21 protein-coding genes are annotated in these 24,972 nt (G+C 37.5%); 7 read left to right on the top strand and 14 right to left on the bottom strand.

All coding sequences use genetic code 11. The features are described 5' to 3' along the window. Window position 1 precedes the first annotated feature (1 nt). The 5 genes from EXE09_RS01705 to cxpE form a co-directional block, all read right to left on the bottom strand. Window positions 2–784, bottom strand: a complete 783-nt coding sequence (locus EXE09_RS01705) for a tellurium resistance protein (protein WP_130116125.1) — start codon at window positions 782–784, stop codon at window positions 2–4. 182 nt (window positions 785–966) lie between these two features. Then, window positions 967–3,405 carry a CSLREA domain-containing protein gene (locus tag EXE09_RS01700; RefSeq protein WP_130116124.1) on the bottom strand — a complete coding sequence of 813 codons (2,439 nt, stop codon included), beginning with the start codon at window positions 3,403–3,405 and terminating at the stop codon, window positions 967–969. 10 nt (window positions 3,406–3,415) lie between these two features. After that, window positions 3,416–5,224, bottom strand: coding sequence for a rhombotarget A (rbtA, locus tag EXE09_RS01695; RefSeq protein ID WP_130116123.1), 1,809 nt, complete (start codon window positions 5,222–5,224; stop codon window positions 3,416–3,418). A 172-nt stretch (window positions 5,225–5,396) separates the two neighbouring features. Next, window positions 5,397–6,104, bottom strand: a complete 708-nt coding sequence (hda, locus tag EXE09_RS01690; protein WP_068972774.1) for a DnaA regulatory inactivator Hda — start codon at window positions 6,102–6,104, stop codon at window positions 5,397–5,399. Between the two features lie 9 nt (window positions 6,105–6,113). Further along, window positions 6,114–7,322, bottom strand: a complete 1,209-nt coding sequence (cxpE, locus tag EXE09_RS01685; protein ID WP_068972773.1) for a chloramphenicol efflux transporter CxpE — start codon at window positions 7,320–7,322, stop codon at window positions 6,114–6,116. A gap of 135 nt (window positions 7,323–7,457) precedes the next feature. Between cxpE and purM the strand changes: the two genes are divergently transcribed. The 3 genes from purM to EXE09_RS01670 all read left to right on the top strand — a co-directional run bounded on the left by purM (window position 7,458) and on the right by EXE09_RS01670 (window position 9,886). Further along, a complete protein-coding gene (gene purM / locus EXE09_RS01680) occupies window positions 7,458–8,528 on the top strand; it encodes a phosphoribosylformylglycinamidine cyclo-ligase (protein ID WP_087553478.1) in 1,071 nt (356 codons plus the stop codon). Between the two features lie 22 nt (window positions 8,529–8,550). Then, window positions 8,551–9,183, top strand: a complete 633-nt coding sequence (purN, locus tag EXE09_RS01675; RefSeq protein ID WP_130116122.1) for a phosphoribosylglycinamide formyltransferase — start codon at window positions 8,551–8,553, stop codon at window positions 9,181–9,183. Between the two features lie 259 nt (window positions 9,184–9,442). Beyond that, the gene (locus EXE09_RS01670) at window positions 9,443–9,886 is read left to right on the top strand and encodes an META domain-containing protein (protein WP_130113018.1); all 444 of its coding nucleotides are present in this window, start codon (window positions 9,443–9,445) and stop codon (window positions 9,884–9,886) included. An 88-nt stretch (window positions 9,887–9,974) separates the two neighbouring features. Here the strand turns inward: EXE09_RS01670 and EXE09_RS01665 are convergent, their stop codons facing one another. Together EXE09_RS01665 and sppA are read right to left on the bottom strand one after the other, a co-directional pair. Next, on the bottom strand, window positions 9,975–10,793 hold the full coding sequence (locus EXE09_RS01665) for an alpha/beta fold hydrolase (RefSeq protein ID WP_130116121.1): 819 nt from the start codon (window positions 10,791–10,793) through the stop codon (window positions 9,975–9,977). A 118-nt stretch (window positions 10,794–10,911) separates the two neighbouring features. Continuing rightward, a complete protein-coding gene (gene sppA, locus EXE09_RS01660; RefSeq protein ID WP_130116120.1) occupies window positions 10,912–11,943 on the bottom strand; it encodes a signal peptide peptidase SppA in 1,032 nt (343 codons plus the stop codon). Between the two features lie 129 nt (window positions 11,944–12,072). On the opposite strand from sppA, the gene EXE09_RS01655 reads away from it, so the two are divergent. After that, a complete protein-coding gene (locus tag EXE09_RS01655) occupies window positions 12,073–13,020 on the top strand; it encodes a lysophospholipid acyltransferase family protein (RefSeq protein ID WP_130116119.1) in 948 nt (315 codons plus the stop codon). Here the strand turns inward: EXE09_RS01655 and EXE09_RS01650 are convergent. From EXE09_RS01650 to EXE09_RS01640, 3 genes are all read right to left on the bottom strand, one after another. Beyond that, on the bottom strand, window positions 12,988–15,450 hold the full coding sequence (locus EXE09_RS01650) for a DNA internalization-related competence protein ComEC/Rec2 (RefSeq protein ID WP_228257131.1): 2,463 nt from the start codon (window positions 15,448–15,450) through the stop codon (window positions 12,988–12,990). The genes EXE09_RS01655 and EXE09_RS01650 overlap by 33 nt on opposite strands. Before the next feature lie 203 nt (window positions 15,451–15,653). Further along, window positions 15,654–16,352 carry a lipoprotein-releasing ABC transporter ATP-binding protein LolD gene (lolD, locus tag EXE09_RS01645; RefSeq protein WP_068972765.1) on the bottom strand — a complete coding sequence of 233 codons (699 nt, stop codon included), beginning with the start codon at window positions 16,350–16,352 and terminating at the stop codon, window positions 15,654–15,656. Then, on the bottom strand, window positions 16,345–17,580 hold the full coding sequence (locus tag EXE09_RS01640; RefSeq protein ID WP_130116117.1) for a lipoprotein-releasing ABC transporter permease subunit: 1,236 nt from the start codon (window positions 17,578–17,580) through the stop codon (window positions 16,345–16,347). The genes lolD and EXE09_RS01640 overlap by 8 nt, the downstream gene beginning before the upstream one ends. Before the next feature lie 23 nt (window positions 17,581–17,603). Between EXE09_RS01640 and EXE09_RS01635 the strand changes: the two genes are divergently transcribed. Both EXE09_RS01635 and EXE09_RS01630 read left to right on the top strand, forming a co-directional pair. After that, window positions 17,604–18,176: a PilZ domain-containing protein gene (locus tag EXE09_RS01635; RefSeq protein WP_068972763.1), complete on the top strand. Its 573-nt coding sequence runs from the start codon at window positions 17,604–17,606 to the stop codon at window positions 18,174–18,176. Window positions 18,177–18,195: 19 nt separating this feature from the next. Next, window positions 18,196–18,819 (top strand): LysE family translocator, encoded by a 624-nt coding sequence (locus tag EXE09_RS01630; protein WP_130116116.1) that lies wholly within the window; start codon window positions 18,196–18,198, stop codon window positions 18,817–18,819. A gap of 99 nt (window positions 18,820–18,918) precedes the next feature. Here the strand turns inward: EXE09_RS01630 and EXE09_RS01625 are convergent, their stop codons facing one another. Further along, window positions 18,919–19,755: an SDR family oxidoreductase gene (locus EXE09_RS01625; protein ID WP_130116115.1), complete on the bottom strand. Its 837-nt coding sequence runs from the start codon at window positions 19,753–19,755 to the stop codon at window positions 18,919–18,921. Between the two features lie 85 nt (window positions 19,756–19,840). Beyond that, entirely contained in the window at window positions 19,841–21,361 is a 1,521-nt protein-coding gene (locus tag EXE09_RS01620; protein ID WP_130116114.1) for a flavin-containing monooxygenase, read from the bottom strand. A gap of 109 nt (window positions 21,362–21,470) precedes the next feature. Between EXE09_RS01620 and EXE09_RS01615 the strand changes: the two genes are divergently transcribed. Beyond that, window positions 21,471–22,103 (top strand): TetR/AcrR family transcriptional regulator, encoded by a 633-nt coding sequence (locus tag EXE09_RS01615; protein ID WP_130116113.1) that lies wholly within the window; start codon window positions 21,471–21,473, stop codon window positions 22,101–22,103. A gap of 194 nt (window positions 22,104–22,297) precedes the next feature. On the opposite strand, the gene EXE09_RS01610 is transcribed toward EXE09_RS01615, so the two are convergent. Both EXE09_RS01610 and EXE09_RS01605 read right to left on the bottom strand, forming a co-directional pair. Continuing rightward, on the bottom strand, window positions 22,298–23,995 hold the full coding sequence (locus EXE09_RS01610; protein WP_130116112.1) for a ShlB/FhaC/HecB family hemolysin secretion/activation protein: 1,698 nt from the start codon (window positions 23,993–23,995) through the stop codon (window positions 22,298–22,300). 3 nt (window positions 23,996–23,998) lie between these two features. Next, window positions 23,999–24,972: YDG domain-containing protein (locus tag EXE09_RS01605; protein ID WP_228257130.1), on the bottom strand; the 974-nt coding region annotated here is incomplete at its 5' end.

The raw sequence follows: 24,972 nt of genomic DNA, 5'->3' as shown, positions 1-24,972 counted from the left end.
CCTATTTATTTTCTAATGATTTCTTTAATGATTGAATTAATTTATCACGACTTTGATCCAATTCTTCAGTCATATTTGAAGAACTTTGCGCTTGGCTTTGTTTCACATGATATTGCCAAGCAGGAATCAAAACTTGTTGTGCCTCATTAAACCGATCTAATAATGTTAATGAAAGCTGTTGCGTCAGTTGCATTTGTGCCAAAGCAATATCATTACTGGCTTGTAAAGTCTGTAATGTATTAATTTTTTTAGACAAACGCTCGAAAAAATTATCCAAAGGATGCCTATTCTGTACAAAAGCTGGATATTCTTGAGCAAACTCTTGCGCAGCACGAATATATTTTGCCATCTGTTCACGTAAACCCACAGCTTGCTGGAAACGTGATTCTGATTTTTGAATTTCAACTTGTAAGTGTTGACTCAGCCTATTCGCTTCATCAATTAAACGATCTAAATCTTTTAGATATTGATTCTGCCCTACACTAAACTCTAAGTCTAAACCTAACCACTTTTGTAATGCATTAAACTTTTTTTGATTTAGTTTCTTTTTAGAAGCCGATAATTGTTCAATAATCTGTGCAATTGTGTGGCTTAACTTTTGTGTTAACTCAGGATCAATACCATTCAATAATACTGATTGCCCTTGAATCAACTGATCTGCATATAGATTCATACACGTTTGATTATCCAATAAAGGAACCAAATCATTACGTTTTATCGAAACTAACTCTTCAGCACGATAAGAAATCTGATCAATCGGGGTTAATACAGTAAATTGCTTCATATAAATTCAAAATGAAAATTTTTCAATAGGTTAAGGATCGTACCCAAACTATCCTCTTGTATCTAAAACTTATAATACAATTTGAAGCACATGCCTATCTAAATAGCAAAAAATATACATTGCTGATAAAGAAAAAGAAGCCAGTTTCGAGAAACTGGCTTCTTACAAAACAAAGACCGATATTATGCTTTTTTATTCATCTTCATACGGCGGTAACCCGCCAAACCAATAAGCCCCATTACACTCAACCAACCGAATGATCCACCGCCACTCACACGCGGACTGTTCGCAGCAGTACCTGAGTTTTCAAGAGAGATTATACCTTCGTTCGAAGCTGCACCATCCGCATCATAAACATAGTATTTAAATTTGTAGCTGAATGGATCTAGTGTACTTCTTAACTTAACTTGTACTTTGCCACCATAGCACGTGTATTTACTATCCGCACCAGGACACGGGCCACTCTGTTCAGAAGTAATCACGACAGGGTCTAAATTTGCACTTATTCGAATTGGTAACTCAACTCCGTTCGAATTGACATAGAATTTTGGTTTATTAGGCTTATCCGTCAATGCTGCTGAATCACCATCACCATCATCATCTGCATATTTTAATAAATCCACATCTAACGGTTTTGTTGAACCAGCCTCAATATTTAATGTCGCATCTGCTGCTGTTGGTGGAATATTTATAAAAGAGCCAACGATATAAGCCGTTGATGATATGACTGGATCAGCATTTTTCAAAGTTAATGTATAGCTACAGAATTCATTTTCACCTGTAGGCGTAGGGGCATCATCTGTACGCCAAAGTAGGACTTTCTTCAAATTTTCATTCCATTCACAATGGAATCTTGCGTCTTCCTTACCATCAAATTTGTTATTCGATAGCATACCAACACCAAGTGCTTTCACAGTAACCGTGTAGTTATCTGTACTCAGATGTTTAACTTCACGTACAGCTTTACCACTTGCATCTTGGATAATGATTTCAGCAGGTAAATTAGGATCAAATGGATCAAAAAAAATCGTACGATATTTTTGATCAGACTTCGTATATTTTAATAAATTACTATAATTCTCAGACTGTATTTTATAATAAGGAATATAGTCCTGATTGGTTGTCGTATCCGCAATCAGTTTATTATAAATATCTAACTCTTTTTGAAAACTTGCTAAAGCCTTTGTTACAGATGAGTTTGTCGCACTTAGATTATCTGCTGTAAGATTCAATACTTCTGTAGAACCAATCTCGCACGAGTTTGCAGTATCAACACTACCACTTGAGTTTTCAGCAACAGGGCGAGTAACACCACGTTGGTCTATCTGACTACAACCGACGAAACCAATATCTACTAAATCTTTATCAGTTCCTAAATTTTTGGGGAAATACATTGGCATAAAGCCTGTTGATTCACTTGGCTCTTCTCGTTCATACAAAAGCGTAGAGAAACTTATATTACTTACATCAACGGTTTTATCTTTCCCCTCTTTGGTTAATGAACTTGCAAGCTCACATTGATCATTTCCTGCAGCAAGTGTTAAAGCATTATAGGCTAATACTACACCTGAATTCGTCACTTCACTAACGTCTCCATCTGCATATCGACAAGATTTACCATTCTGATTATAAGCCAAAATATTATGCAGAATTCTTTTCGAGCCATTGCTACCATACAACAAAGTTGTCCAAGCACTATTATTTACAATGGTATTACTGTGCAATGTAATAATTGAATTATTACTAAATTCCACTTTACCCAAAGGTGTTATCTGACTAAATTGGATAATGCTACCTTGCGTAGAACTTGCAGTATTATTACTAATTGTGTTCGCTGTAAAGCTAGCAGTCGGTTTCCCACAAAAATTAAATGTACTTAAACTTTCAGCAGAACCATTATTGATAAAACTCACGCCCGAAATTCCAATCTGACGTGGTGTTTTATCTAAATTATCTAAACAAGTCATGCCTAATACACTACCTTGATCCGCAGTATTACCGTCGAATACACCGTAGCTCATCGTCAACGAACTGTTTATATCATTTAAATAAATCGCACCACCATTTTTAGCTTTGGAATTCAGAATGCTAACATTGGTCAATGTAGTTGTACCACCTGCATAGATTGCACCACCCACATTATTATTGGTATCACTTAAACTTGAACCATCTTTTAAAAGCAAATTTTTCAAAGTCAGGCTTGGTTTATTATCATAAATCGTATTAAAAATACGACTTACGCCCTGCCCAGAAATACTTGTTTTTATCTTGGTTGTCGCTGGATAATTATTGGTTAAGACGTCAGGCCGACTATAATCACCCGGTTCTCTACCATTAATAATTACATCTGAATTCGGTCTTAACTCTTTACTTAACTTATACTCACCTGCTTCTAATTGAATTACATTAGGCACAGTTGAATAAATTTGACCCGCACTACAACCACCATAAGCCTGATGCAGTTCAGCTGCTTTTATCGCTTCTCTTAATGAACACTTTGCAGGATTCGTACCATCTTCATCATCAAAAGTATTGACATAAATGGTCTTATCATCAGCCGCCATCAATGACATCGTTGATAATATTGCTAGTGCTAGTAGTCCTTTTTTATAATTTTTCATCACGAATCCCTTATTTATATTTTATGCGTCGATAACCTACTAGACCTATCAATCCGATGATTGATAAAATACCCAAACTACCACCTGATGTTTTTACCTTATAATTTTTAAAATCATCTGGTTTACGTTGGACGATCTGTACTGAAAGCGTAATATAAGGATTGTCTGACTTATTAAAGCTCGTCGTCGTCGTCACAACATTAATTTCAAATATATCCGCTCCATCCCAATTTCCATTTGGTGTATAAGTCACTTCACCATCTTGGCTAATCGTTGTTGTACCTTTTGACGGGGTATAAGTTTGAATAGTTTTAAGACATCCTATTTGCCAAGGTTTGCCATTTTCATCGACATCACGATTAAAAATTTGTTTACATTTTTCAGCACTGACCAATTCACCATCTTTTAATTGATCTACAATCGAGAATTTTGCTGTTTGACCATATAAAATATCCTGTCCAACAAATCCTTCAGTTGAAGTACTCACTTTTAACTCTATAGCACCTCTATCACACACCTCTAAATCATCACCTCTACTTTCACCGCGCTGATCTACAGGTGAGCAACGTAATATTGGTTCTTGAAGTAATGTTCCTTTATTAATAATAGGAGAATCCTTTATAGAAGTATAACTTGGTAAAATTCTAGGCAAGAAATAACCTAAAGTATGTGATGCCACCTCAGAGAATGGACAAAGAATGCCATTATCATTGTAATCGCATTTCCCTTCAGGGGTATTAGCAGAAATAAGTTTGATCGCTCCTAACTCTGTCCCTTTATATCCACCACAACCTACTGAATACAAGTTATTACTGATTTGGTTCGCTTCCCCACCTGCAATCGTTGTACAGTCAGCAGCACCATTTTGAGCAATAATACTGTTAACCACATAGCCTGTTTTGGAAGGCGCATCAATAATCAAGCCCATACTATTTAAAATCATGGTGACATTATTGACTTGCATTGCATCATAAACCTTAACGACATAACCTTTATTGTTAAAGATGGTGCTATTTACAAGACCATAAGTATTTAAACTCCCAATCGCATTTAATTCTGCTTCAGAAAATTTATTTTTGACTTCAAAATTAGAACTACTGTTGTCTGTTACTTCATTATCACGAATCACTGACTGCTTAATAATAAAAGAAGGAATTTCAGCGTATACCACACCACCCTGTACTGCTTTATTGCCTTGCATCAAAGTGTTTGTGATAGAAATAAAGCTTCGGCTGGTATTTGCAACATATCCACCTGAATTGTAAATAGCACCACCTTGTCGTGCTGAACCATTTAAAAGTTGACTATTTTTTAAAGTTAACGACTCTTTATTATAAATTAACCCACCTTGATCTTTACAAATGGATTGAGTACATCCTTTTAATGTAATCTCATCAAAAGTGACATTAATCATGGCTTGAACTTCAGTGCTAGAAGTATCCATCACCTTTTCAATTTCAAATAATCGGTCTTTTCCAGCCATCTTAATAATGGCATTTTGCTTACCAATCACCGAATTTGAATTGGTAATATCTGTTATATATTCCGATCCGAAACTTAGATCTTTTGATATCCGCACTTGATTGTTAAGTATATATTCTGTATTCGCTTTGAGCATAATTTTTGCAGTAGCCTCTTTACCACCACAACCGTTGTAACCTGCTTCTGGCATCCCTTGATTAACGTATTCAATCGCTTCCCTTAATGAACACTGATCATCTGCTTTCACAACATCATCTGTTGTCGTGACAGTAATATTTGCACTGAATGCATGACCAGCAATACATAATAATCCTAAGCCTATGCCCTGTTTGAGCATTATAGTCTCCTTGATTTCTTTTAATTATTTCTTATTAGCCAGCATTAAGCTTTGCCATAAATCCTTTTTGCGTACTTTGTCACAGCTAAAAAAAATTCTCAAGAATTTTTCTTATATATCCTATAGACGACCTTATATGTGGTACGCACACTCAATCTTTATCAAAAAAAGACTATTGTCTATATTCATCAATCAATGCATAGATCTGTCTTAATGTTGCATGAGATAACTTGGTTTTCTCACCTTTCAATAACTTTTCTAATTGCTCGACTGATTGTAGTAGTGTACTGGTTTGATGTGGTCCATGTAATAGCAAATATTCCGTTATTTGTGGGTCAAAATGTACACCCCGACGTTCCAGTACCGAATGTAATAAGGCATGACGATCTGCATAAGACTGCCCACTCGGTACTTTTACACTCACCGCTTGGGTTAAACGAGATTGTAAATCAGGTAATTCTAATTTGAGTTCTATTGGTGCAAAACGTGATGAGAAGACTAATTGTCCACCATCTTCATTATTGTTATTAATCAGGTGAAATACTGCTTTTTGCCAATGTGGCACTCCGCTAATCGCTTCAATATCATCTAGTGCGACTAAATCATAATTCTCTAATGAGGTAATCGCTTCAATCGGTGCATCAAGTAATTCTAATAATGAAACTTTAATTGCGGATTTACCCACTTCCAAATACGAATCACAAATGGCAGATAAAAGATGACTTTTTCCTGTACCAGCACCACCATAAATATAGAAACGATTCATCAACCCTGCATGAAGCTGACGTACAGCATCAATTACAGGTCCCCAACCTGGCCCAGAAAAATCACTGATTCTGGCATCCAGTTGCGGTTCTATATCCAACTGTAATTGACGCATATATTCAAATCATTCCTTATGTGGATTTTGATCAGTTTTGACTGATTCATCAGTATCTTGCGTGTTTTTAATCTCAATATCAAGATCAACTTTATCGCTTTCAACTGAAATTACATCTGAATCACCATGACTATGTATACTCACCAAAGCATTTTCAGACTTATAAAATTGGCTTTCTTGGTATAAATCTTTGAGATGTTTTAATAAAACCACAATGACTGCTGCCACAGGAAGTGCAATCAACATACCGACAAAACCACCTAGCTGTGCACCCGCAAGCACCGCAAACACAACAGCAACTGGTGAAAGCCCAATTTTATCACCCAACAAAAATGGTTGTAAAATATAGCCTTCAATCAATTGTCCGACACCAAATACAGCCAAGACCATAAGTAAATGTTTTGGATCCATACCAAACTGGAAGAAGCACGCAATAATGGCTGCAATAATCCCTACGCCAAAACCTAAGTAAGGAATAATACTACACAGCCCTGCGACCATCCCGATGATTAAACCAACTTCTAGTCCAACCAACTGTAACCCTACTGCATAAACAATGCCCAGTAAGACCATCACAAGGAATTGACCTTTAACAAAAGCACCTAGAACACTATGACATTCAGCAACGATTTTTAAAGTACTGGCTTTATATTTCTGTGGAATAAACTCTCGCATGCCTTCTAACATACGATTCCAATCCAATAAGAAATAGAACGCAATCACAGGAATTAAAACAATCGTTCCACCAATGGAAAGAAAACTTAAACCCGATTGCGCAATTTTTAATGCCATCGTTTGAATACTGTCGGCACTGTAGTTGGTCTGGATATACTCCATCACAACTTTGGAAATTTGGTCGGTATCCAACTCCATGCGTTCAACATTAAAATTATTTGAAACCCACGGGAGAAATGTTGAATTAATCCAATGAATCCCAGCAGGGATACTATCTCGTGCGTAAATCAACTGCTTCCAAACCAAAGGTACAACAAACCACATTGCCCAAGTTAAAACCACACCAATCCCAAGAAAAACGACTGTGATTGATAACCAACGCGGTAGAATTTTGGATAGTCGATCAACAACTGGACTAAATAGATAAGCAACTAAAAATGCTGCGACAAAGGGAATCACTACAGGTTTGAGTAAGTACAAAACCCAAAGCACTAAAGCAATTCCAGCAAGGATAAAAATTCGTTTTAAGGTCCGATCGTGCATGTAATCACGCCTTTTTCAGATTTAATCATTATTGAAAGTAAAATATTTGAATAAAGATAGCATTTTGGTGCAGAAATAACATAAGAATTTCGTATATTCGGGTATAATCTCCGCGCGAATGCGGAGACTTCAAATATGAGCAACTCAACTTCTACCCCAAACACTGGTTTAAGCTATAAAGACGCTGGTGTCGATATTGAAGCGGGCGACGCACTTGTCGATCGAATCAAATCTGTCGCTAAACGTACCACTCGTCCTGAAGTTATGGGCGGATTAGGCGGCTTCGGCGCACTTTGTAAAATTCCTAAAGGTTATGAAGAACCTGTTCTCGTATCTGGCACAGACGGTGTAGGTACAAAATTACGTTTAGCACTTAACCTAAACCGTCATGACACAATCGGTCAAGACTTGGTTGCAATGTGCGTAAATGACCTTCTTGTATGTGGTGCTGAACCATTATTCTTCCTCGACTACTATGCAACAGGTCATTTAAATGTCGATGTTGCTGCAAATGTGGTAACAGGTATTGGTCAAGGTTGTGAGCTTGCAGGCTGTGCATTGGTCGGTGGTGAAACTGCTGAAATGCCAGGCATGTATGAAGGCGAAGACTATGACTTAGCAGGTTTCTGTGTAGGTGTGGTTGAGCAAAGCAAAATTATTGATGGTACTAAAGTCAAAGCAGGTGACGTTTTGATTGGTGTAGCTTCTTCAGGTGCACATTCAAACGGTTACTCTTTACTTCGTAAAATTTTCGATGTTAAAAATGTTGATTTAACTCAAATCGTTGATGGTCGTCCACTTGCTGATGTTGCGATGGAACCAACACGTATTTATGTAAAATCAATTCTTGAATTGATTAAACAAGTTGATGTTCACGCTATGGCACACATCACTGGTGGTGGTCTACCTGGTAACTTACCACGTGTATTGCCAAATGGTGCTCAAGCTGTGATCAATGAGTCTTCTTGGGAATGGCCAGAATTGTTCAAACTTCTTCAAAAAGAAGGCGGTGTTGATCAATTTGAAATGTATCGTGCATTTAACTGTGGCGTAGGCATGGTGATTGCAGTTGATGCTACAGATGCAGACAAAACTGTCGAGTTGTTAAACTCATTGGGTGAAAAATCTTGGAAAATTGGTTCAATCCAAGACAATGCCGAATCTGTTGAAGGCGCTGACGAAAGAATCCGTGTGATTTTTGCCTAAGTCCAAAGCATAGTTAAGTCACATGATAAAAATTGCTGTACTGGTTTCAGGCAGTGGAAGCAACCTACAAGCCCTGATAGATGCCAATCTCTCAGGGTCGATTGTTGGGGTGATTTCCAATAAAGCTGAAGCTTATGCCTTGGAACGGGCAAAAAAAGTAGGAATTGACACTGCGATCATTGAACACAAACAATTTCCAAACCGTGAAGCATTTGATGCCGTAATGCATCAACAATTACTCGATTGGAATGTAGATTTAGTGATTCTTGCAGGCTTTATGCGCATTCTGAGTGCAGATTTTGTCCAAAAATGGCAAGGGAAAATGGTGAATATCCATCCTTCTCTGCTACCACATTACAAAGGTATGCATACCCATCAACGTGTTTTAAACACGGGGGATGTATTGCATGGTTGTACTGTACATTATGTCACTGCGGAATTGGATGCAGGTCAAGCACTGACACAAGGCGTGGTTAAAGTTAATTTACACGATACCGTAGCCACTTTGGCTGAACGTGTACATGCACTTGAACACTTGATTTATCCGCAAGCGGTCGAATGGATCTGTAATAGAACGATTCAACATTTGGATAATGGTCAAGTGTTGTATAAAGGGCAATTACTTGAACAACCAATCCAGTTTTGTAAATTTTAAAATATAGTTGATCAATCAACGCATCTTCGGATGCGTTTTTTAACACTTGGAAAATAAATATATATTTTAGATACATGAAAACAGTTCAAAAATAAAGCAATACTTATGCAAAAATGTTTTAACTCTGAATCATTTGTGTATTTTTAAGTTAATTAAAAAGCTTATTTTCAAATTGAAAAGTATGATATGTCTCAATACATATTAATCTTTTTTATTCTTTATAACTTTCTTATTCCTTATAAAAAGTGGAGAACTTTAAATGTTAAAATCTCTCATCATTCCGACTTGTACTGCTTTAACACTTTCTATGGTGGGCTGTGCAACCATGTCAAATCCCTCTACTGAACGTAATTTAGATGACTTACAAGGTAAGAATTGGATTCTCAGTGAAATTGATGGTGTCAAATTAGTGGCTGATCCTGCACAGTCATCTGTACCATCTATCATGTTTGACAATGAGCGTGTAAGTGGTTCAGATGGTTGTAACAGCTTTATGGGTGGTTATGCTGTTAAAGCTACTGAAATTAAATTTTCACAACTTGCTTCGACTAGAAAAGCATGCCTAAATGCAACCGATATCGCTCACAAGTATTCACAAGCACTTGGCCAAGTCACTCAATATGACGCATCTAAAAAAGAATTAAAATTCTTAGATGCCAATAAAAAAGTGATTTTAAAATTTGATCTTGCTCAATCAAATTAATACTTTTGAAATAAAAATAAGCACTCTATTGAGTGCTTATTTTATGTAATATACTGATGCTTACTTCAAAAAATAAATTAGACCATCGTTATATTTTTTTAATTAAATCCTGAATTAGAGCAACAATTTCAACAGGATGTTCTAAAGGGAACATGTGCCCACCGTTAAATACTGTATATGGTATGCCCAACTTCTTTTTTGCGATCTGAGGAAATTTCTGCTTTAAAAATGGGCTTTCACTTCCTGCAATCATATGAACAGGCATTTCAGGTTTTTTATGTGGCAACCACCAATAAGATGGACCACTTCTAAAAATTTCGACTTCTATGGCTTTAGGAATGGTTAAAGTTACACCACCATTCACAACATCTTCGACTAGCCCATAATCAATATAGGCTTGAAAACAGGCTGGATCAAAAGCTTGATATAATTTTTTAGAATGCAACAAATCAAAAGCTTGCTGACGACTTTCCCAATGATCTCGGCGCTTTAAACTGAGTTTAGCAGGTGTCATTTGATCAACTTTTTTTGGGAAAAAGCGTTTTGCAATGTCAAATGCAAAAGAAGCGAACCCCATGATTAAAGGTGGGTCTAATAAAATCACTTGCTTAAATAAATCAGGTCGCTTAAAACTTGCCAACAATGTAGACACTGCACCCAAAGAATGCCCTATTCCAATCACCTGATGTCCATTGGCTTGTTGTTCAATACTTTGAATGATTTGATCTGCTAAATTTGACCAATCTTTATCGACAGGAAACTCAGGAGATGTCCCTAATGAGCATGATGGATAGATCACATGATAATCATCTGCCAATAAATCAAATAATTTCGTATAAACCTGAGCAGGTAATCCATTGGCATGACCAAAATGGATCAATGTTTTTGATTGTTCTATCGTATCCATGGAATCCTATTTCTTTACTTACTTTACTGCTTCCATTTAAAAAGAAGTAATATGTTTAAATATTACTTCCCTGTTCTATACTGCCTTATATTTTAATAACGTAGTATTTTCAAGTAAATTACTGCATTTTTACATCTTGGTTCATACCGAGTTTTTGGCTCATTGCCTCACCAAGACCATGCCCCATTTCAGAACCTAAACGCCCTAAGACTGAATCAAACGGTCCACGTTCAACTGTATAATTTACAGTTTTCTTCACTTTAAGCTCGCGTTTTAAACTTTCAATATTTCCTGTTTTATCCGCGATACCGAGTTTAATCGCTTGTTCCCCTGTCCAGAATAAACCAGAGAAAATTGCAGGATCTTGTGACTTAAGTTTAGTACCACGACCTTCTTTAACAGCAGTGATAAAGTGACCATGTACATTATCAAGTAAGGCTTGGATATGCGCACGTTGCTCAGGATTAACAGGCTTAGTCATACTGAGAATGTCTTTATTGCTACCTGATGTCATGGTTCGGTCTTCAACACCCAATTTTTGAGCTAAACCACTCACACCATAATTCGGCATAATCACCCCAATCGACCCCACAAGACTCGATGGATTCACCCAAATCTCATCTGCTGCTGATGCGATATAGTAAGCACCTGATGCACCCATATCTCCAATCACCGCATACACTTTCTTTTCAGGGTTCTGTTTTTTGAGGTATTGAATTTCTTGCCAAATATCATCAGACTGGACTGGTGAACCGCCTGGTGAATTGACATTCAATACCACTGCTTTGGCAGATTTTGCTTCAAAAGCTTTTTTCAAAGACTTAATCGTATCTGTACTATTCACACCCTGATTACTAGAATCAATTGTCCCTACAATATTCACAACACCTAAGTGCGAATCACCAACACTAGGTGACTCACTATTGGTCGCCATTGAGCAGCTTTTTTGCATAAAGAAAATCACAAAAAAAACATATAATGCTGTCAAAATTTTAAAGAAAATTCCCCAACGACGACTACGTCGTTGCTCTTCCACTGAAGCCAATACAGCTTTTTCTAGAATTTTCCATTCTTGCCCTGTTGGTTGTTCACCTTGAGGGGAATTTAAATTTGCCTTGTCATTTTGAGGTTTCGGTGGCCAATCGGACATTTATACCATCCAAATTAATTATTCATACCGCATTATATACACTGAATCTATTTAATCATCACGATTTAACTTATAATATTTTGCCAAATCACTACACAATTCCACCTCAGCGTTAATTTTTTGCCCCAGATGACTGATAATCAAAAGACAATAACCACACGACTACTTAATTTTTGTAGTCGACTTCCTATTCCAATTGCGCGTTTTATTGCGCGTTTTTTGGCTGGATTAGTTAATTTATTACAAGTCACTAAAACATCGGAAATTATACGTCTAAATATTGAAATCTGTTTTCCTGACATGGATCAGAAAAGACGAGAAAAAATTACTGAACAAGCCATTCGAAATGAATTGCAATCCTATATGGAGTTTTTCTCTATCTGGGGAGGATCGAATGAAAAAAATATTGCACGCATTCACAATATTCAAGGTGAACAACTTTTTCACGATGCTATCCAAGCAGGTAAAGGCTTAGTTTTAATCGTTCCTCATTTTGGAACATGGGAAGTCATGAATGCATGGTTCGCCCAATATACACAAATGACCATCATGTATGAACCGATCAAAGATGCAGGTGCAGATCAATTTGTCCGCACTGCACGTAGCCGTGAAAATGCTACACTTGTTCCGACTGATGAATCTGGCGTACGTCAAATTTTTAAAGCCTTGAAACGCGGTGGAACCACTGTGATTTTACCTGATCATTCGCCACACCATGAAAGTGAGCTGATTAAGTATTTTGGTATTCCACTATCTTCAAGTAATCTCAGCGCTAAACTCATTCAAAAAACCAAAGCCAAAGCGTTATTTCTTTATGCAATTCGAAATGATAATGATGGTTTTGATATGTTTATTGAACCAATCGATGAACAAATTTACCAAGTTGACGCCAATCAAGGTACGCGTCTTATTTTCAATACTCAAGAGAAGCTGATTCGAAAATATCCTGTACATTATCACTGGAGTTATAAACGCTTTAAAGCTAATCCTGAATTGAAAAAAATCTATGATATACCTAAGCAAGATGCGACAGCATTGATTCATTCAGTCCGCAATAGCTCCCTTATTGAAGATTAACCATTTACGCGTTGAACGAAAATCACTTTCTGTCATCACTCCCTTAGTATTTAAATCAAATTGAATCGAACCTTGCTCAATGGTTGTTTTAAATGGAATTTTAAGTACTTCTAATCGCTTCAATACCAATGGATGTGGATGTCCATAACGATTTGCGTAACCCACTGAAGCAATAGCGAGTTTTGGTTTTAGTTGTTTCAAAAATGCATATGAAGAACTATTGTGACTGCCATGATGTCCCAAGACCAATACATCAACTTTTAAATCTGGATATTGTTGTAATAGGTTAAATTCAGTTTCCCAACCAGCATCCCCCATCAAAAGAAAGTTTTGATATGATTTTGATTGCGGTATTTGAATATAGACCACACATGAAAGTTCATTCTGATGAAATGGTGCTTGGCTTAACAAGTTTTCAGATGGTGAAAGCACGGTAATTTTGACTTGATCATGTTGCCAGTGTTGGCCTTGATGACAATACTCAAAGTTGGCATGCTCAAATCGAGCATCTTTTTCATTAGAATATACTTCTTTAATTTTGAGTACTTTTTCAACCTCAGAAAAAGCACCACTATGATCTTGATCTAAATGGGTTAATATGACCTGATCAAGTTGATCAATACCTTGTCGCATCAAATATGGAATAATAACATTTTTACCTATACTGAACTGCGACTCATCAAAAGAACCTCCAACATCTATCATCATCTTATGATCTGGCAATTTCAAAAATATAGCCTGTCCCTGCCCAACATCAATGATGTTTAATTGAAAAATTGAAGTATTTTTTTGAGGTAAAAATAACGGTACTAAACATATTACTGCCCAAAACTTGGGTAACACTCCTCTAGGAAGAAATAGAATAAGTACCGCAAATGCGATACACACGATTTCTAAAGTATTAAAAGCCCACCAATTCAATTGAAATGCAAATAATTGATCTAATTTTTCAAGTAAAAACAATAAAATGGATAATAGCCCATCAGCCATTTTAAATATCAATATGCCCAAAGGCTCATACAACATACTTACACATGCTGCAAATACTTCAATTGGAACAATTAAAGTGCCAATCATCGGGATCGTGATGAGATTACTGAATGGCGTAATCCATGAAAACTGCTGGAAAATAAACAAAACCAAAGGTAATAGTGCAAGAAAGGTTTTCCACTGCGAATCAAATAATACCCGTAAAAAGAGTTTCGATTTTACTTGCCATGTTTGTACAGCTTCATTCGACTGCTGTTGAATGGTTTGATAGACCCGAATCAAAATAAAACATGCGCCAAAGGACAACCAAAATGCGGCTGAAAGAATGCTAAATGGATCAATGAGTAATAAAACACTGGCTGTCAGCAATAAATGTTTTAAAGCTTGGATTTTCTGTTTCAGTAAAATAATCACACTTAAAATTGAAACAGTAATCAGGGTACGTACAGCAGGTATTTCAAAACCAACAAAAGCAGTATAAAAAATCACACATGCCCAAAAAGGAAAAACCAGTAAATAAGGTCTTGGTATTTTTAAGAATAAACGTGGATAAATATTTTGGATAATTTTATTGAAAATAAAACAAAAAATAACTGCAAAAATTAGAACATGCGGTCCCGAAATCGCCAATAAATGCGAGATCCCCAATTTCTTAAAAAAATCTTGTGTTTGATTAGAAAGTAGACTTTCATCACCTGTAAGTAATGCCAACAACAAACCCTTATTTTGTAATGATGAATTCAAAATCATCGTTCTAAAATTCAATCTTAATGATTCAATTTCCAGTTGGATTTTATTCAATAGTCCATGTTGTTGGCGGACAAAAGCCCCATAGCCCAACTGCTGTACCTGATTTTCATCCAAAGCTTCAAATGATTGCGCTTTTAATTGCCCCGAAATATTCTCTTGAATAAGCCATTTTTCTTTATCAAATACCCCTTCCACAGCAAAACCATGAATAAGCTTTATTTTCCCAGAAACACGATAATATTGTCCAAGCTGAATGGCCTCCAACTGAGATGGATTGACATACATCATGACTTGAATCGGTTGTTGCGCTGTTAATACGGTGACTCGCTGTTGAATAGAGTTTTGTATTGATTGCTGGTTTTTTGAATTTTTTTGCCCAAATCGCTGTGAATTTACCTGATTACTTTCTGAAGTTTTATCTTTGATCTTATTGATATGTGAAATATAGATAATTTGTTCAGTGTGTTTTTGCGCAACCTCTCGTAAACTTAAGCGTTTTTCTAATGCACTATCCCCATAGTACATGCCAAGTAAATAACTGCTTAAACCCAATGCAATGGCATAGAGCATCTTATAAGCAAATACATGCGCATACTTGAACTTTAAATACTTACCCAGTATAAGCGCACTGACTAAGCTGACATTTAAGCAAATATAGACACTTAAATTTTGCGGTATTTGATGTCCCATGAATGAAATACCAAATATCCATCCAAATAAAAGCACATATATATACATAGAAAATCATTCAGTTTTATTGTTATCAAATTTGTTTTTATCAATTGTAGTGAATTTTGCTCTGATAAAAATTTACGGCTAAGCTCAATCAATCGAACTTAGCCGTTTAATTATACAGTTTTTATAAACTCATGTTTTAAATTTAAACACTAACTTTATTCATCGACCCAAACACCATCTTGCATATGCAAAATGCGGTCAGCAGATTTCGCCAACTGCTCATCATGGGTTACGATCAACATCGCCATATTGAACTCATCTCGTAAATCACGTAACAATTCAAAAATAGATTTTGCTGTTTTACGGTCTAGATTCCCTGTTGGCTCATCTGCAAGCATGAGTTTTGGCTGAGTCACTAAGGCACGTGCCAAAGCCACACGTTGACGTTCACCGCCAGATAACTCACCTGGTTGATGGGTCAAACGATGTGACAAACCGACACGATCAAGCAAATATTCTGCACGCTCTTTGACTTTCTTAAATTCAGCGTCTTTACGCAACATCAAAGGCATTGCAACATTTTCAAGCGCAGTAAACTCTGGCAACAAATGATGGAATTGATAGACAAAACCTAAATGCTCATTGCGAAGGAAACCACGTTCAGATTCACCTAAGGTATCAAAACGTTTACCATTTAAATTGACAATACCCTGAGATGGTAAATCTAAACCACCCAAGATGTGCAATAAGGTACTTTTACCCGAACCACTCGAACCAACGATCGATACAAACTCACCCTGATGAACTTGCAATGATAGACCTTTGATCACGTCAACATGCGACTTACCATCGGTAAATGATTTACATACGCCTTGCGCTTCTAAAACAATCGGGGTGGCTAAAGCACTATTCATAACGAAGCGCCTCCGCAGGTTGAATTTTTGCCGCACGCATTGCAGGATAAATCGTCGCTAAGAAACTGAGTAATAATGATAATCCAACGATCACGACCACATCTTGCCATCTTAAATACGAAGGTAGGTAGTTAATAAAATATGCATCGAATAGGTGTAATCCAAATGCTGAGTTTAACCACCCGATAAAGTTACTAATGCCCAGTGCTGAAATAATTCCCAATACAGCCCCTGCAATAGTTCCGACTACACCAATCACTGTTCCTTGTACCATAAAGATTTTTGTAATCGTGGCTGGAGATGCACCTAAAGTTCTCAGAATCGCAATGTCTGATTTTTTATCAGTTACGACCATCACCAAGGAAGAAACAATATTAAATGCAGCAACCAATACAATCAGGAATAATAAAAGACTTACCATTGCCTTTTCCATTTGAATTGCACTGAATAAATTCCCATGGGTATAAGTCCAATCCGAAGCATAAAAGTTGCTTGGTAATTCTCGGACAATTTCATTTGAAATTTGTGGTGCAAGGAAAATATCATCCAACTTCATGCGTACACCCTGTGCGCCATCTGGAAGGCGTAGCAAAGTTGAAGCATCATTGAGTGCGATATAACCCAAACTAGAGTCAACTTCTGCACCAATACTGAAAATACCCACAATTTTAAATCGTTTAAAACGCGGGACAACTCCAGCTGGAGATGGTGTCGCTTCTGGTAATACCAAAGTTACATTGTCATTCAACCGCAATCCGAGTGCGTCTGTCATTTGTTTACCTAAAACAATGCCATATTCACCTTTTTTGAGTTGATCTATGCTACCTTCAACCATGTGATTTTGAACGATTGATACTTTCTTTTCGTACTGTGGTTCAATCCCAGTGACCATGATTCCAGCAACCTGACCTTGCGCTGTAAGCATGCCTTGTAACTGGGTAAATGGAGCAACGCCAGTGACATGCTCATGTTGTTCAATTTTCTTTGCAAGAACTGGCCAGTCTGTTAAAATTTGTGTTGAAGAAACAGTAGCTTGAGGTATCATACCTAAGACACGGTTCTTTAGCTCTCGGTCGAAACCATTCATAACAGAAAGCACTGTAATGAGTACAGCAACGCCTAAGGTTAGACCGATCATGGAAACCAGAGCAATAAAAGAAATAAAGTGATTACTACGCCGTGCGCGAGTGTATCTCAACCCTATATACAGCGAGATTGGTTTAAACATACCATTCTAGTCCGAGGTGTTTTATGGAAGCGTTACAGCAACAAAATGAAGCAAGTGAACGTCGTGTGATGTCACGAATCGATGCTGCATTAAGAATCAACTATCAAATCATTTCTGAAGAAGTTGCGCTGAACGACCCATACGATCCTAATTTTGTATTACCGCGCTATTTTCTACTACTTGCAGAATTAGATCAATTTGATCATGCACTTCACTACGAATTAGAACAATTAAATGAAAAAGATCAACAAATTGCTCGAATCTTATCCTTATTCAACCAAAAATTAAACCTCATTACGGGTTCTCTTTACGATTCAATTGTACAAACCATGTTACCAACCCCGCAAAATGTGAATTTTTCGGAGAATGGTTTTAGCTTTAATAATCCGCAATTACTGAAACAAGGTAGTTTTATACACGTGACATTAAGTCATCCTGAAAATTTCTTCCATATTGCGGCGACAGCACAAATCGCCTATTGCGAACTAGATGCAAATGAACAATATCGAGTCGGAGCATATTTCATTACGTTGCATCCTCAAGACAAAGTAAAACTTGCAGAATGCATTCAACAACATCTGTTAAGCAGTAATTGATCTCGAAAGTATAATACCCATGAGTACAACAGTACTGGCTTTTGCAATGATTTCTCTGGGCATGGCACTCACCCCTGGCCCAAATATGATTTACCTCATATCAAGATCATTGTGCCAAGGTAAAACAGCAGGTTTTATTTCTTTAGCAGGAACCGCACTGGGTTTTATTTTCTATATGTTATGTGCCGCTCTCGGAATCACAGCCTTGCTGATGACCATCCCGCTTGCCTATGATGTATTAAAAATTGCAGGCGCACTTTACCTGATCTATCTAGGATGGAAAGCCATTCGCTCTCCACACTCTCCTTTTGAAATGGTGAATGTGCAAAGCTATTCAAACTCTAAGCTATTGTTAATGGGTTTTCTGACCAATTTACTCAATCCCAAAATTGCCATGATGTATTTGGCACTCCTTCCCCAATTTATTCGTCCTCATGAAAATTATGTATTGCTACAAACCATTTCATTAGGCTTAGTTCAAATCATCATCAGCTTAATTGTAAACTCAATATTTATTTTAACAGCAAGTTCATTTACTCAGTTTCTCAATCGCCATACTTTATGGCTAAAACTTCAAAAATGGTTCATGGGCACAGTTTTCTTTGGATTAGCCACTCAAATTATGCTTAGTTCAAGAAGATAAAAAGATATTTGCAAGTAAAAAAAGCTCAAAGTGAAGTGTTCACTCTGAGCTGATCAAGGTAATTCAAAATCCAAACGAAACGATGGTTTAGTTCATTCATTATTTGGTTAATTTATGAATTCGGCTTGCATAACCTGAATGTGCAGAATGATCAAGTTTGGTTAAAATACCATCATCACCTAAAATCTTGCGTGTACCCTTTTGCATCCATTGTGGCATCAAACCATAAGCCCCATGTACTGTTTGTAAAAAATCAGGCACGGCAATAAATAATCGTGGCTTAATCAAAGTACTCACAACAGCATTTGCCACTTGTTGAGGTGCGACTGAAGGAATGGTTTTAGATGCTTGATCCGTGCCTGATGTCAATTCCGTTAAAACTTTACTCGGTAAAATTGCGGTGAATTGAATATTAGAGTCACGGAACTCACCTGCTACAGCTTCAGTTAAACCAATTACAGCAAACTTTGTTCCTGAATAGACCGCTGAACCAGGTAAAGCAAAGCGTCCTGCAAGCGAAGCAATATTGACAATATGACCTGTACCCTGTTTGATCAATTCAGGCAATGCCAACTGCATGCCGATAATCACACCACGGAAATTAATATCAATTTGTGCATCTGCCAAAGCTGGGTCTTCATCCAAAAATGCTCCCATTGGCATAATCCCTGCATTATTCACCAAAGCATAGAGACTGCCGAAATGTTGAATGGTATTTTGAATAAACTGAGTAAATGAGTCGCGATCACGGACATCCACTCTAAATGCTTTCGCACCGATTCTTTTTGCTTCTTTTTCAGCAAGTTCAAGATCTACATCACCAATGCTGACTAAAGCACCTTGGGCAATCAAAGCTTCTGCCGTTGCTAAACCAATACCACGCGCAGCACCTGTAATCGCAACCACTTTGCCTTTTAATTTTTGTTTTTTAAACATCACTCATTCCTTTTACTTTTTTTAAAAATTTGTTTATCAAAATATTCTTTTATCAAGATCTAAATTGAGATAGCCAAATCGTGATTTACACGACATGTTCAGACTTTTTCTGAGTCTGAGATTCAGGCAAATAATCAATTAAGTATTCTTTTAACTCAAAATGCTTCATCTTTTCGCGCAGCTTAAATGTCGTCCACGGCCAAACCGTACTATTGCGTCCATTACGGTCAATAAAGTAACTCTGACAACCACCTTTATTCCACACAGTTGATTGAAGTGCTGCCTGAACTTTTTCATTAAACACTTTGGTAATTTTTGGATTAGGTTCAATTGTTTTAATACCCAAATGAATCGCTTGCTTTAATGCATCCATAATATAATCAAGTTGCGCTTCAATGATAATGAAAGCAGAAGAACTAACTGCCACATTCGGGCCAAACATCAAGAAACCATTCGGGCAATTCTCAACTATTGTCCCCATATAACCCTCTGGACTACCCTGCCATACATCCGACATTTTCTGTCCAAAACGGTTATAAACACGATTGGCAATCGGTGGTTCTGCAATTTCAAAACCTGTTCCAAGAATAATCACATCGACTTCACAATTTTCCCCATTTGAAGCAATCAACGTATTGCCTTTCACTTCGGCTAATCCACTGGCAATCACCGCTACATTTTTTTGTGCAAGCGCAGGATACCAGTTGTTTGATTGGAGAATACGTTTACAGCCAATAATGAAGTTCGGTGTCAATTTGTCACGTAAGATAGGATCTTTAATATGAAAATTTAAATGCCATTTAGCGAGTTTTTGGAATTGTTTCATTGCTACTGGACTTTGAATACCACCATTAATGGTTTCAAAAATTCCATAAACTGAACCTCGCATGAGTTGTTGCGTCATTGGCAATAACTTAAACATGGCACGTACAGGCGCAAGCAGTGGCATATCAGACTTTGGTAGAACCCACTGTGCGGTACGTTGGAATACGGTGAGTTGTTGTACTTTAGGCTGAATCTGTGGCACGAATTGCAGTGCAGAAGCACCCGTCCCAATCACTGCAACACGTTTGCCTATTAAATCAAGATCATGGCGCCATTGTGATGAATGGAAAATTTCGCCTTTGAAGTCTTCAATGCCTTTGACATTGGGTAATACCGGCTCGTGCATTGGACCACAAGCTAAAATTGCAAATTGTGATCTTAATTCACCTTGATTGGTCTGAATGATCCAACATTGTTCTGCATCCGACCATTTTGCTTCTAGAGCTTCTTGGTTCAAATGCACATGCGGCATGACTTTATATTTATCGACCACATCGAATAAATACTGTTTAATTTCTTTTTGTTGCGCGAATACACGTGACCATGATGGGTTTTGCTCAAAAGAATAGGAATACAACGCAGAAGGTACATCGCATGCACAACCTGGATAAGTGTTTTCACGCCAAACCCCGCCCATTTCCGAAGCTTTTTCTAAAAGAATAAAATCTTCAATGCCCGCTTCTTTTAATTTAATCGCAGCGCCTAAACCTGCGAATCCACCACCAACAATGATGATTTTATAAAAATTATGCGCTTTACTGTTATTTTTGTGTTGATCCATGATAAAAATCGCTTAGAATATGAACAATAGGAATACAATGTCAAAAACGGAATGACTTGTCAATTTCCATTGTTTGACAGTTTCAAATTTAATTTGGTATTTTTTGCCTATGAATGAAAAAGTAAATTTAAGTCGCGCAGAACGTCAACGCTTACAATTACAAGCGGATATTTTAGAAGCTGCTTTTCTTGAGTTTTCTGAACGTGGTTATCATCAGACTGCAATTGCCGATATTGCCAAACGTGTCGGTGTTGGTCATGGGACCTTCTACCGCCATTTTGAAAATAAACGCGATATTTTACAGCATGTCATTTCTGATACTTTACAAAAAATTATGGCTTTGCTGACAGGTGAAAATGCACCTCAAGCCGTGAATAATATTGAAGAATATCGTGAACAATGTCAGCGTATTTCTGAGCGATTAAGGCATTTTGCAGAAGATAATCCTTTAACATTAAAATTGTTATTGTTAGAAGCCACTTCGATTGATGTTGAAATGACCAAATTTGTTCAAGGCATCATGCATATGGCAGGTGTATTAACAGCTAACTATTTACAACATGGTGTGGAACTCGGATTCTTTCGAGAAAACCTTGATTGCGAAAATACAGGGCATAACATTGTGGGTATGATTATGAATGGGGCACTACGTTTCCTCGCAAATCCTGAGGATACTGAGAGTTTAAAGAAATATGGTGACTCTATTATTGATTTGATTATCAGCGGAATGATAAGAACTTAGTTTTAAATTAATTTTCAAACTTGAATCAATAAGCCTTGTTTGGATAATGTCTGTGCTTGATAATTTTTTCTACACATATTTAAAATAAAAAAGGGAAGCCGAAGCTTCCCACGGGGTACTGACACTTTTATCATTATCATTTAGATCAAGCTTTTATCCTTAACCTAACAGTGCCTTTGCTTGATCACACTGGCTTAGAAAGTCTTTCTTAAACTAATCCAATATTGATGATCATCTCGGTCTTTCATTTGCTCTGGCGTATTTCCGATTGGAAATGCAACTTCTGCATTGGCTTGAATATTCCATGCATTTGTCCAATTTACGCCCAAACCTGCACTGCTGATCTGAACTTGATTGTCACCTGTCACACCTGCCCATTTTTTCGCATTTAAAGTCACTTCTGCGGTATCCACAAAGACTTTTCCTGTGATTTGATTCTTAGCATCTGCAAATAAGCTTTGGCGTAACTCAGCTGTTGCTAAGTAGCCTGTAGACCCTGCAAATTGACTAGACTCATAACCACGGACGTTAAATGGACCTCCACCTAAGTACTGTTCCGCGCTGTCTAGGTTATATGGGCTGTATTGTCCATAAATTCCTAAATAGCCTTGTGTGCCATTTTTACCCAGATTTTGTAAACGTGACAGATTTAAACTGGCAGTATAATAATCCCCTGCTGTTTTGACTGTTTGCGCATCGAGTGCTGATGCATCATCATTTTTAAATTTTACGTGTCCAAAACTGGTTGAAGCACCGTATTGAGTTAAGCCTCCACCTAAGAATTGATCAAACTGCGAACCATCGAGTCGTGCTGTAACGACATCAATATCGCGGTGTTTATAGTATTGGTTGAGTTTAATGTCATCTTCAAGCTGCTTGTGATCATATTGCAGAGTGAGTAGAACTTCCGCATTATTGGTCAATAAAGCTGGCTGACTGATAAAGACACTGGTCTGTGCCGCACTACCTTCTGCACCAAGTACTTTGAGTTCTTTACCCAGTTCATAATCTAGGTATGAGTAACTTGCACCTGCACGAGTCCCCATGCCTGTAAATGTGAAAGCATAGCCTACACGTCCATAGTTCATGCGCTCACCTGCAGTCATCAGGTCTAAGCTAAGTTCATCTCCTAAACCTACAAGGTTATAAGCAGCGATCCCTGCTGTGCCTCGAACACGACTGGTGTATTTGTTCCCAAAGTTATCCGCGCCAATATAACCACCTAACATGGATGAATTGTTGACTTCAACATTGAGCTGGCTACTGCCAACGGTTGCACCAGGTGCAAGTACATTTCGTGTCGTCACGCCTTTTAAACGATTCAACAATTTAAGTTGTTGTTGCATTTCATTACTATCAATGCGTTCACCTTGCTTAAGTGGTGCAACGGTTTTTTCAATCAACCAGTTTTGAGTGCGACTTTGATTGTCGATTTGGGTTTTGTCGTAATACGCTTCAAGGACATTGATTTGTACAACACCTTGGCTCAAATTTTGTTGTGGTAAATAGGCACGGCTGTACTCATAACCTTGTTGCTGATAATAGGCTGTGATTCGTTGCGTCACCTGCCAAAGTTGATTTAAGTTCAGCTGTGTTCCTTCTGCATCTGCAACTAAACGATGTAGCTGTTCAGAACTAAAACGACTATTGCCTGTGATTTCAATCTTTTGTACAGGGATTTGTACATCACTGCTGTTCGGTGCTGTAGTATTTGTTGCACTTTCAACTTCAACCGCTGTTTGTGGTTCTAAGGTCTGCCCTTGTTGCTGTTGTTGAAGTAGTTGTCCTGCATTGGGTGCATTGATCATAGGTACAGGTGCAGCTTGCCCTGTTGTAGCAATAAACATTAGACATGTGATTGTTGTTGCCAATAGTTTGTGTTGATATTTCATGTCTTAGTGCTCCCCTACCAAAGTTTGTATGCCTGATGTGTTTACACCGCCTTGGCGTACTTCGATTTCGGCTATATTTCTTGAACTATTCGCTTTTGGTAAATAACTTGGTCGTTTGAATTGAATTGCTTGTAGATACGCTGCTGGTGTCAGCATATAAATATCTGCTTGAGTTGAAGCTGTAGTATCTACAAGGCTATAGTTCTGAGCATCAGTTCCACTAAGGCTTAAACCTGTAATTGCAACTGTTTTGCCTTGCCCTATTGCAGTACTATCAAATTGCCCTGTTGCAGTTGCTACCGTCAGTTGATCACCTGCATACAGTCCATTAAATTGCGCATCGCCGAGATTTAGACTTGCGTCTGTCAATCCATCGTAAATACGGTTATTTGCAGTAATACCTGTGATCGCATTGATATTGGCTTTGCTAATATTGGCAGTCGTTTGAGCAGTTGTATTTACCAATTCATAATTACGGACATCTGCACCACTTAAACTAATATTGTTGATCACAACATTTTTAGCAGTACCAACATTTTTATCGTTGAATTGTCCTGTTGCTGTTGCAACAGTCAGCTCATCGCCTGCAATCATGCCATCAAATTGTGCTGTATTGGTATTAAGTGTTGCATCACGTGTTGCATCGTAGACACGATCATTGGCTGTAATACCATTCACTTGAGTAATCTTCGCTTTGGCAATACTCAATGAACCATCGACAAATTTAAGCTCGTAGTTTTTGTCTGTGCCTGATGCTGTATTGGTATAGTTGCCCGCATTTTTTCCTGTTACTGATGCGGTTACACCTGTCAGTACAGCTTCTGTTTCACCATTCACTAAACCACTTGCTGTAAAACCAGATGCAGTTTGGTCTTTGCCGTTGTAAACCGTGTTTAAACCATTGGCTGTCACAGTAGCTTGGGCTTTAATTATATCGGCTATGTCTGTTGCAGTATTTGACGCAAGTACGTAGTTAC

This window comes from Acinetobacter sp. WCHAc060025 (assembly GCF_004209355.1).
GTDB lineage: Bacteria > Pseudomonadota > Gammaproteobacteria > Pseudomonadales > Moraxellaceae > Acinetobacter > Acinetobacter wuhouensis.
Note: the sequence above shows the minus strand (reverse complement) of the source record. Positions and strands in the feature narration are given on the sequence as shown.

Excerpts from the sequence above, each read along its gene's own strand:
- EXE09_RS01705 (WP_130116125.1), bottom strand. The coding sequence starts at position 784 with ATGAAGCAATTTACTGTATTAACCCCGATTGATCAGATTTCTTATCGT.
- EXE09_RS01700 (WP_130116124.1), bottom strand. The coding sequence starts at position 3,405 with ATGAAAAATTATAAAAAAGGACTACTAGCACTAGCAATATTATCAACG.
- rbtA (WP_130116123.1), bottom strand. The coding sequence starts at position 5,224 with ATGCTCAAACAGGGCATAGGCTTAGGATTATTATGTATTGCTGGTCAT.
- hda (WP_068972774.1), bottom strand. The coding sequence starts at position 6,104 with ATGCGTCAATTACAGTTGGATATAGAACCGCAACTGGATGCCAGAATC.
- cxpE (WP_068972773.1), bottom strand. The coding sequence starts at position 7,322 with ATGCACGATCGGACCTTAAAACGAATTTTTATCCTTGCTGGAATTGCT.
- purM (WP_087553478.1), top strand. The coding sequence starts at position 7,458 with ATGAGCAACTCAACTTCTACCCCAAACACTGGTTTAAGCTATAAAGAC.
- purN (WP_130116122.1), top strand. The coding sequence starts at position 8,551 with ATGATAAAAATTGCTGTACTGGTTTCAGGCAGTGGAAGCAACCTACAA.
- EXE09_RS01670 (WP_130113018.1), top strand. The coding sequence starts at position 9,443 with ATGTTAAAATCTCTCATCATTCCGACTTGTACTGCTTTAACACTTTCT.
- EXE09_RS01665 (WP_130116121.1), bottom strand. The coding sequence starts at position 10,793 with ATGGATACGATAGAACAATCAAAAACATTGATCCATTTTGGTCATGCC.
- sppA (WP_130116120.1), bottom strand. The coding sequence starts at position 11,943 with ATGTCCGATTGGCCACCGAAACCTCAAAATGACAAGGCAAATTTAAAT.
- EXE09_RS01655 (WP_130116119.1), top strand. The coding sequence starts at position 12,073 with ATGACTGATAATCAAAAGACAATAACCACACGACTACTTAATTTTTGT.
- EXE09_RS01650 (WP_228257131.1), bottom strand. The coding sequence starts at position 15,450 with ATGGGACATCAAATACCGCAAAATTTAAGTGTCTATATTTGCTTAAAT.
- lolD (WP_068972765.1), bottom strand. The coding sequence starts at position 16,352 with ATGAATAGTGCTTTAGCCACCCCGATTGTTTTAGAAGCGCAAGGCGTA.
- EXE09_RS01640 (WP_130116117.1), bottom strand. The coding sequence starts at position 17,580 with ATGTTTAAACCAATCTCGCTGTATATAGGGTTGAGATACACTCGCGCA.
- EXE09_RS01635 (WP_068972763.1), top strand. The coding sequence starts at position 17,604 with ATGGAAGCGTTACAGCAACAAAATGAAGCAAGTGAACGTCGTGTGATG.
- EXE09_RS01630 (WP_130116116.1), top strand. The coding sequence starts at position 18,196 with ATGAGTACAACAGTACTGGCTTTTGCAATGATTTCTCTGGGCATGGCA.
- EXE09_RS01625 (WP_130116115.1), bottom strand. The coding sequence starts at position 19,755 with ATGTTTAAAAAACAAAAATTAAAAGGCAAAGTGGTTGCGATTACAGGT.
- EXE09_RS01620 (WP_130116114.1), bottom strand. The coding sequence starts at position 21,361 with ATGGATCAACACAAAAATAACAGTAAAGCGCATAATTTTTATAAAATC.
- EXE09_RS01615 (WP_130116113.1), top strand. The coding sequence starts at position 21,471 with ATGAATGAAAAAGTAAATTTAAGTCGCGCAGAACGTCAACGCTTACAA.
- EXE09_RS01610 (WP_130116112.1), bottom strand. The coding sequence starts at position 23,995 with ATGAAATATCAACACAAACTATTGGCAACAACAATCACATGTCTAATG.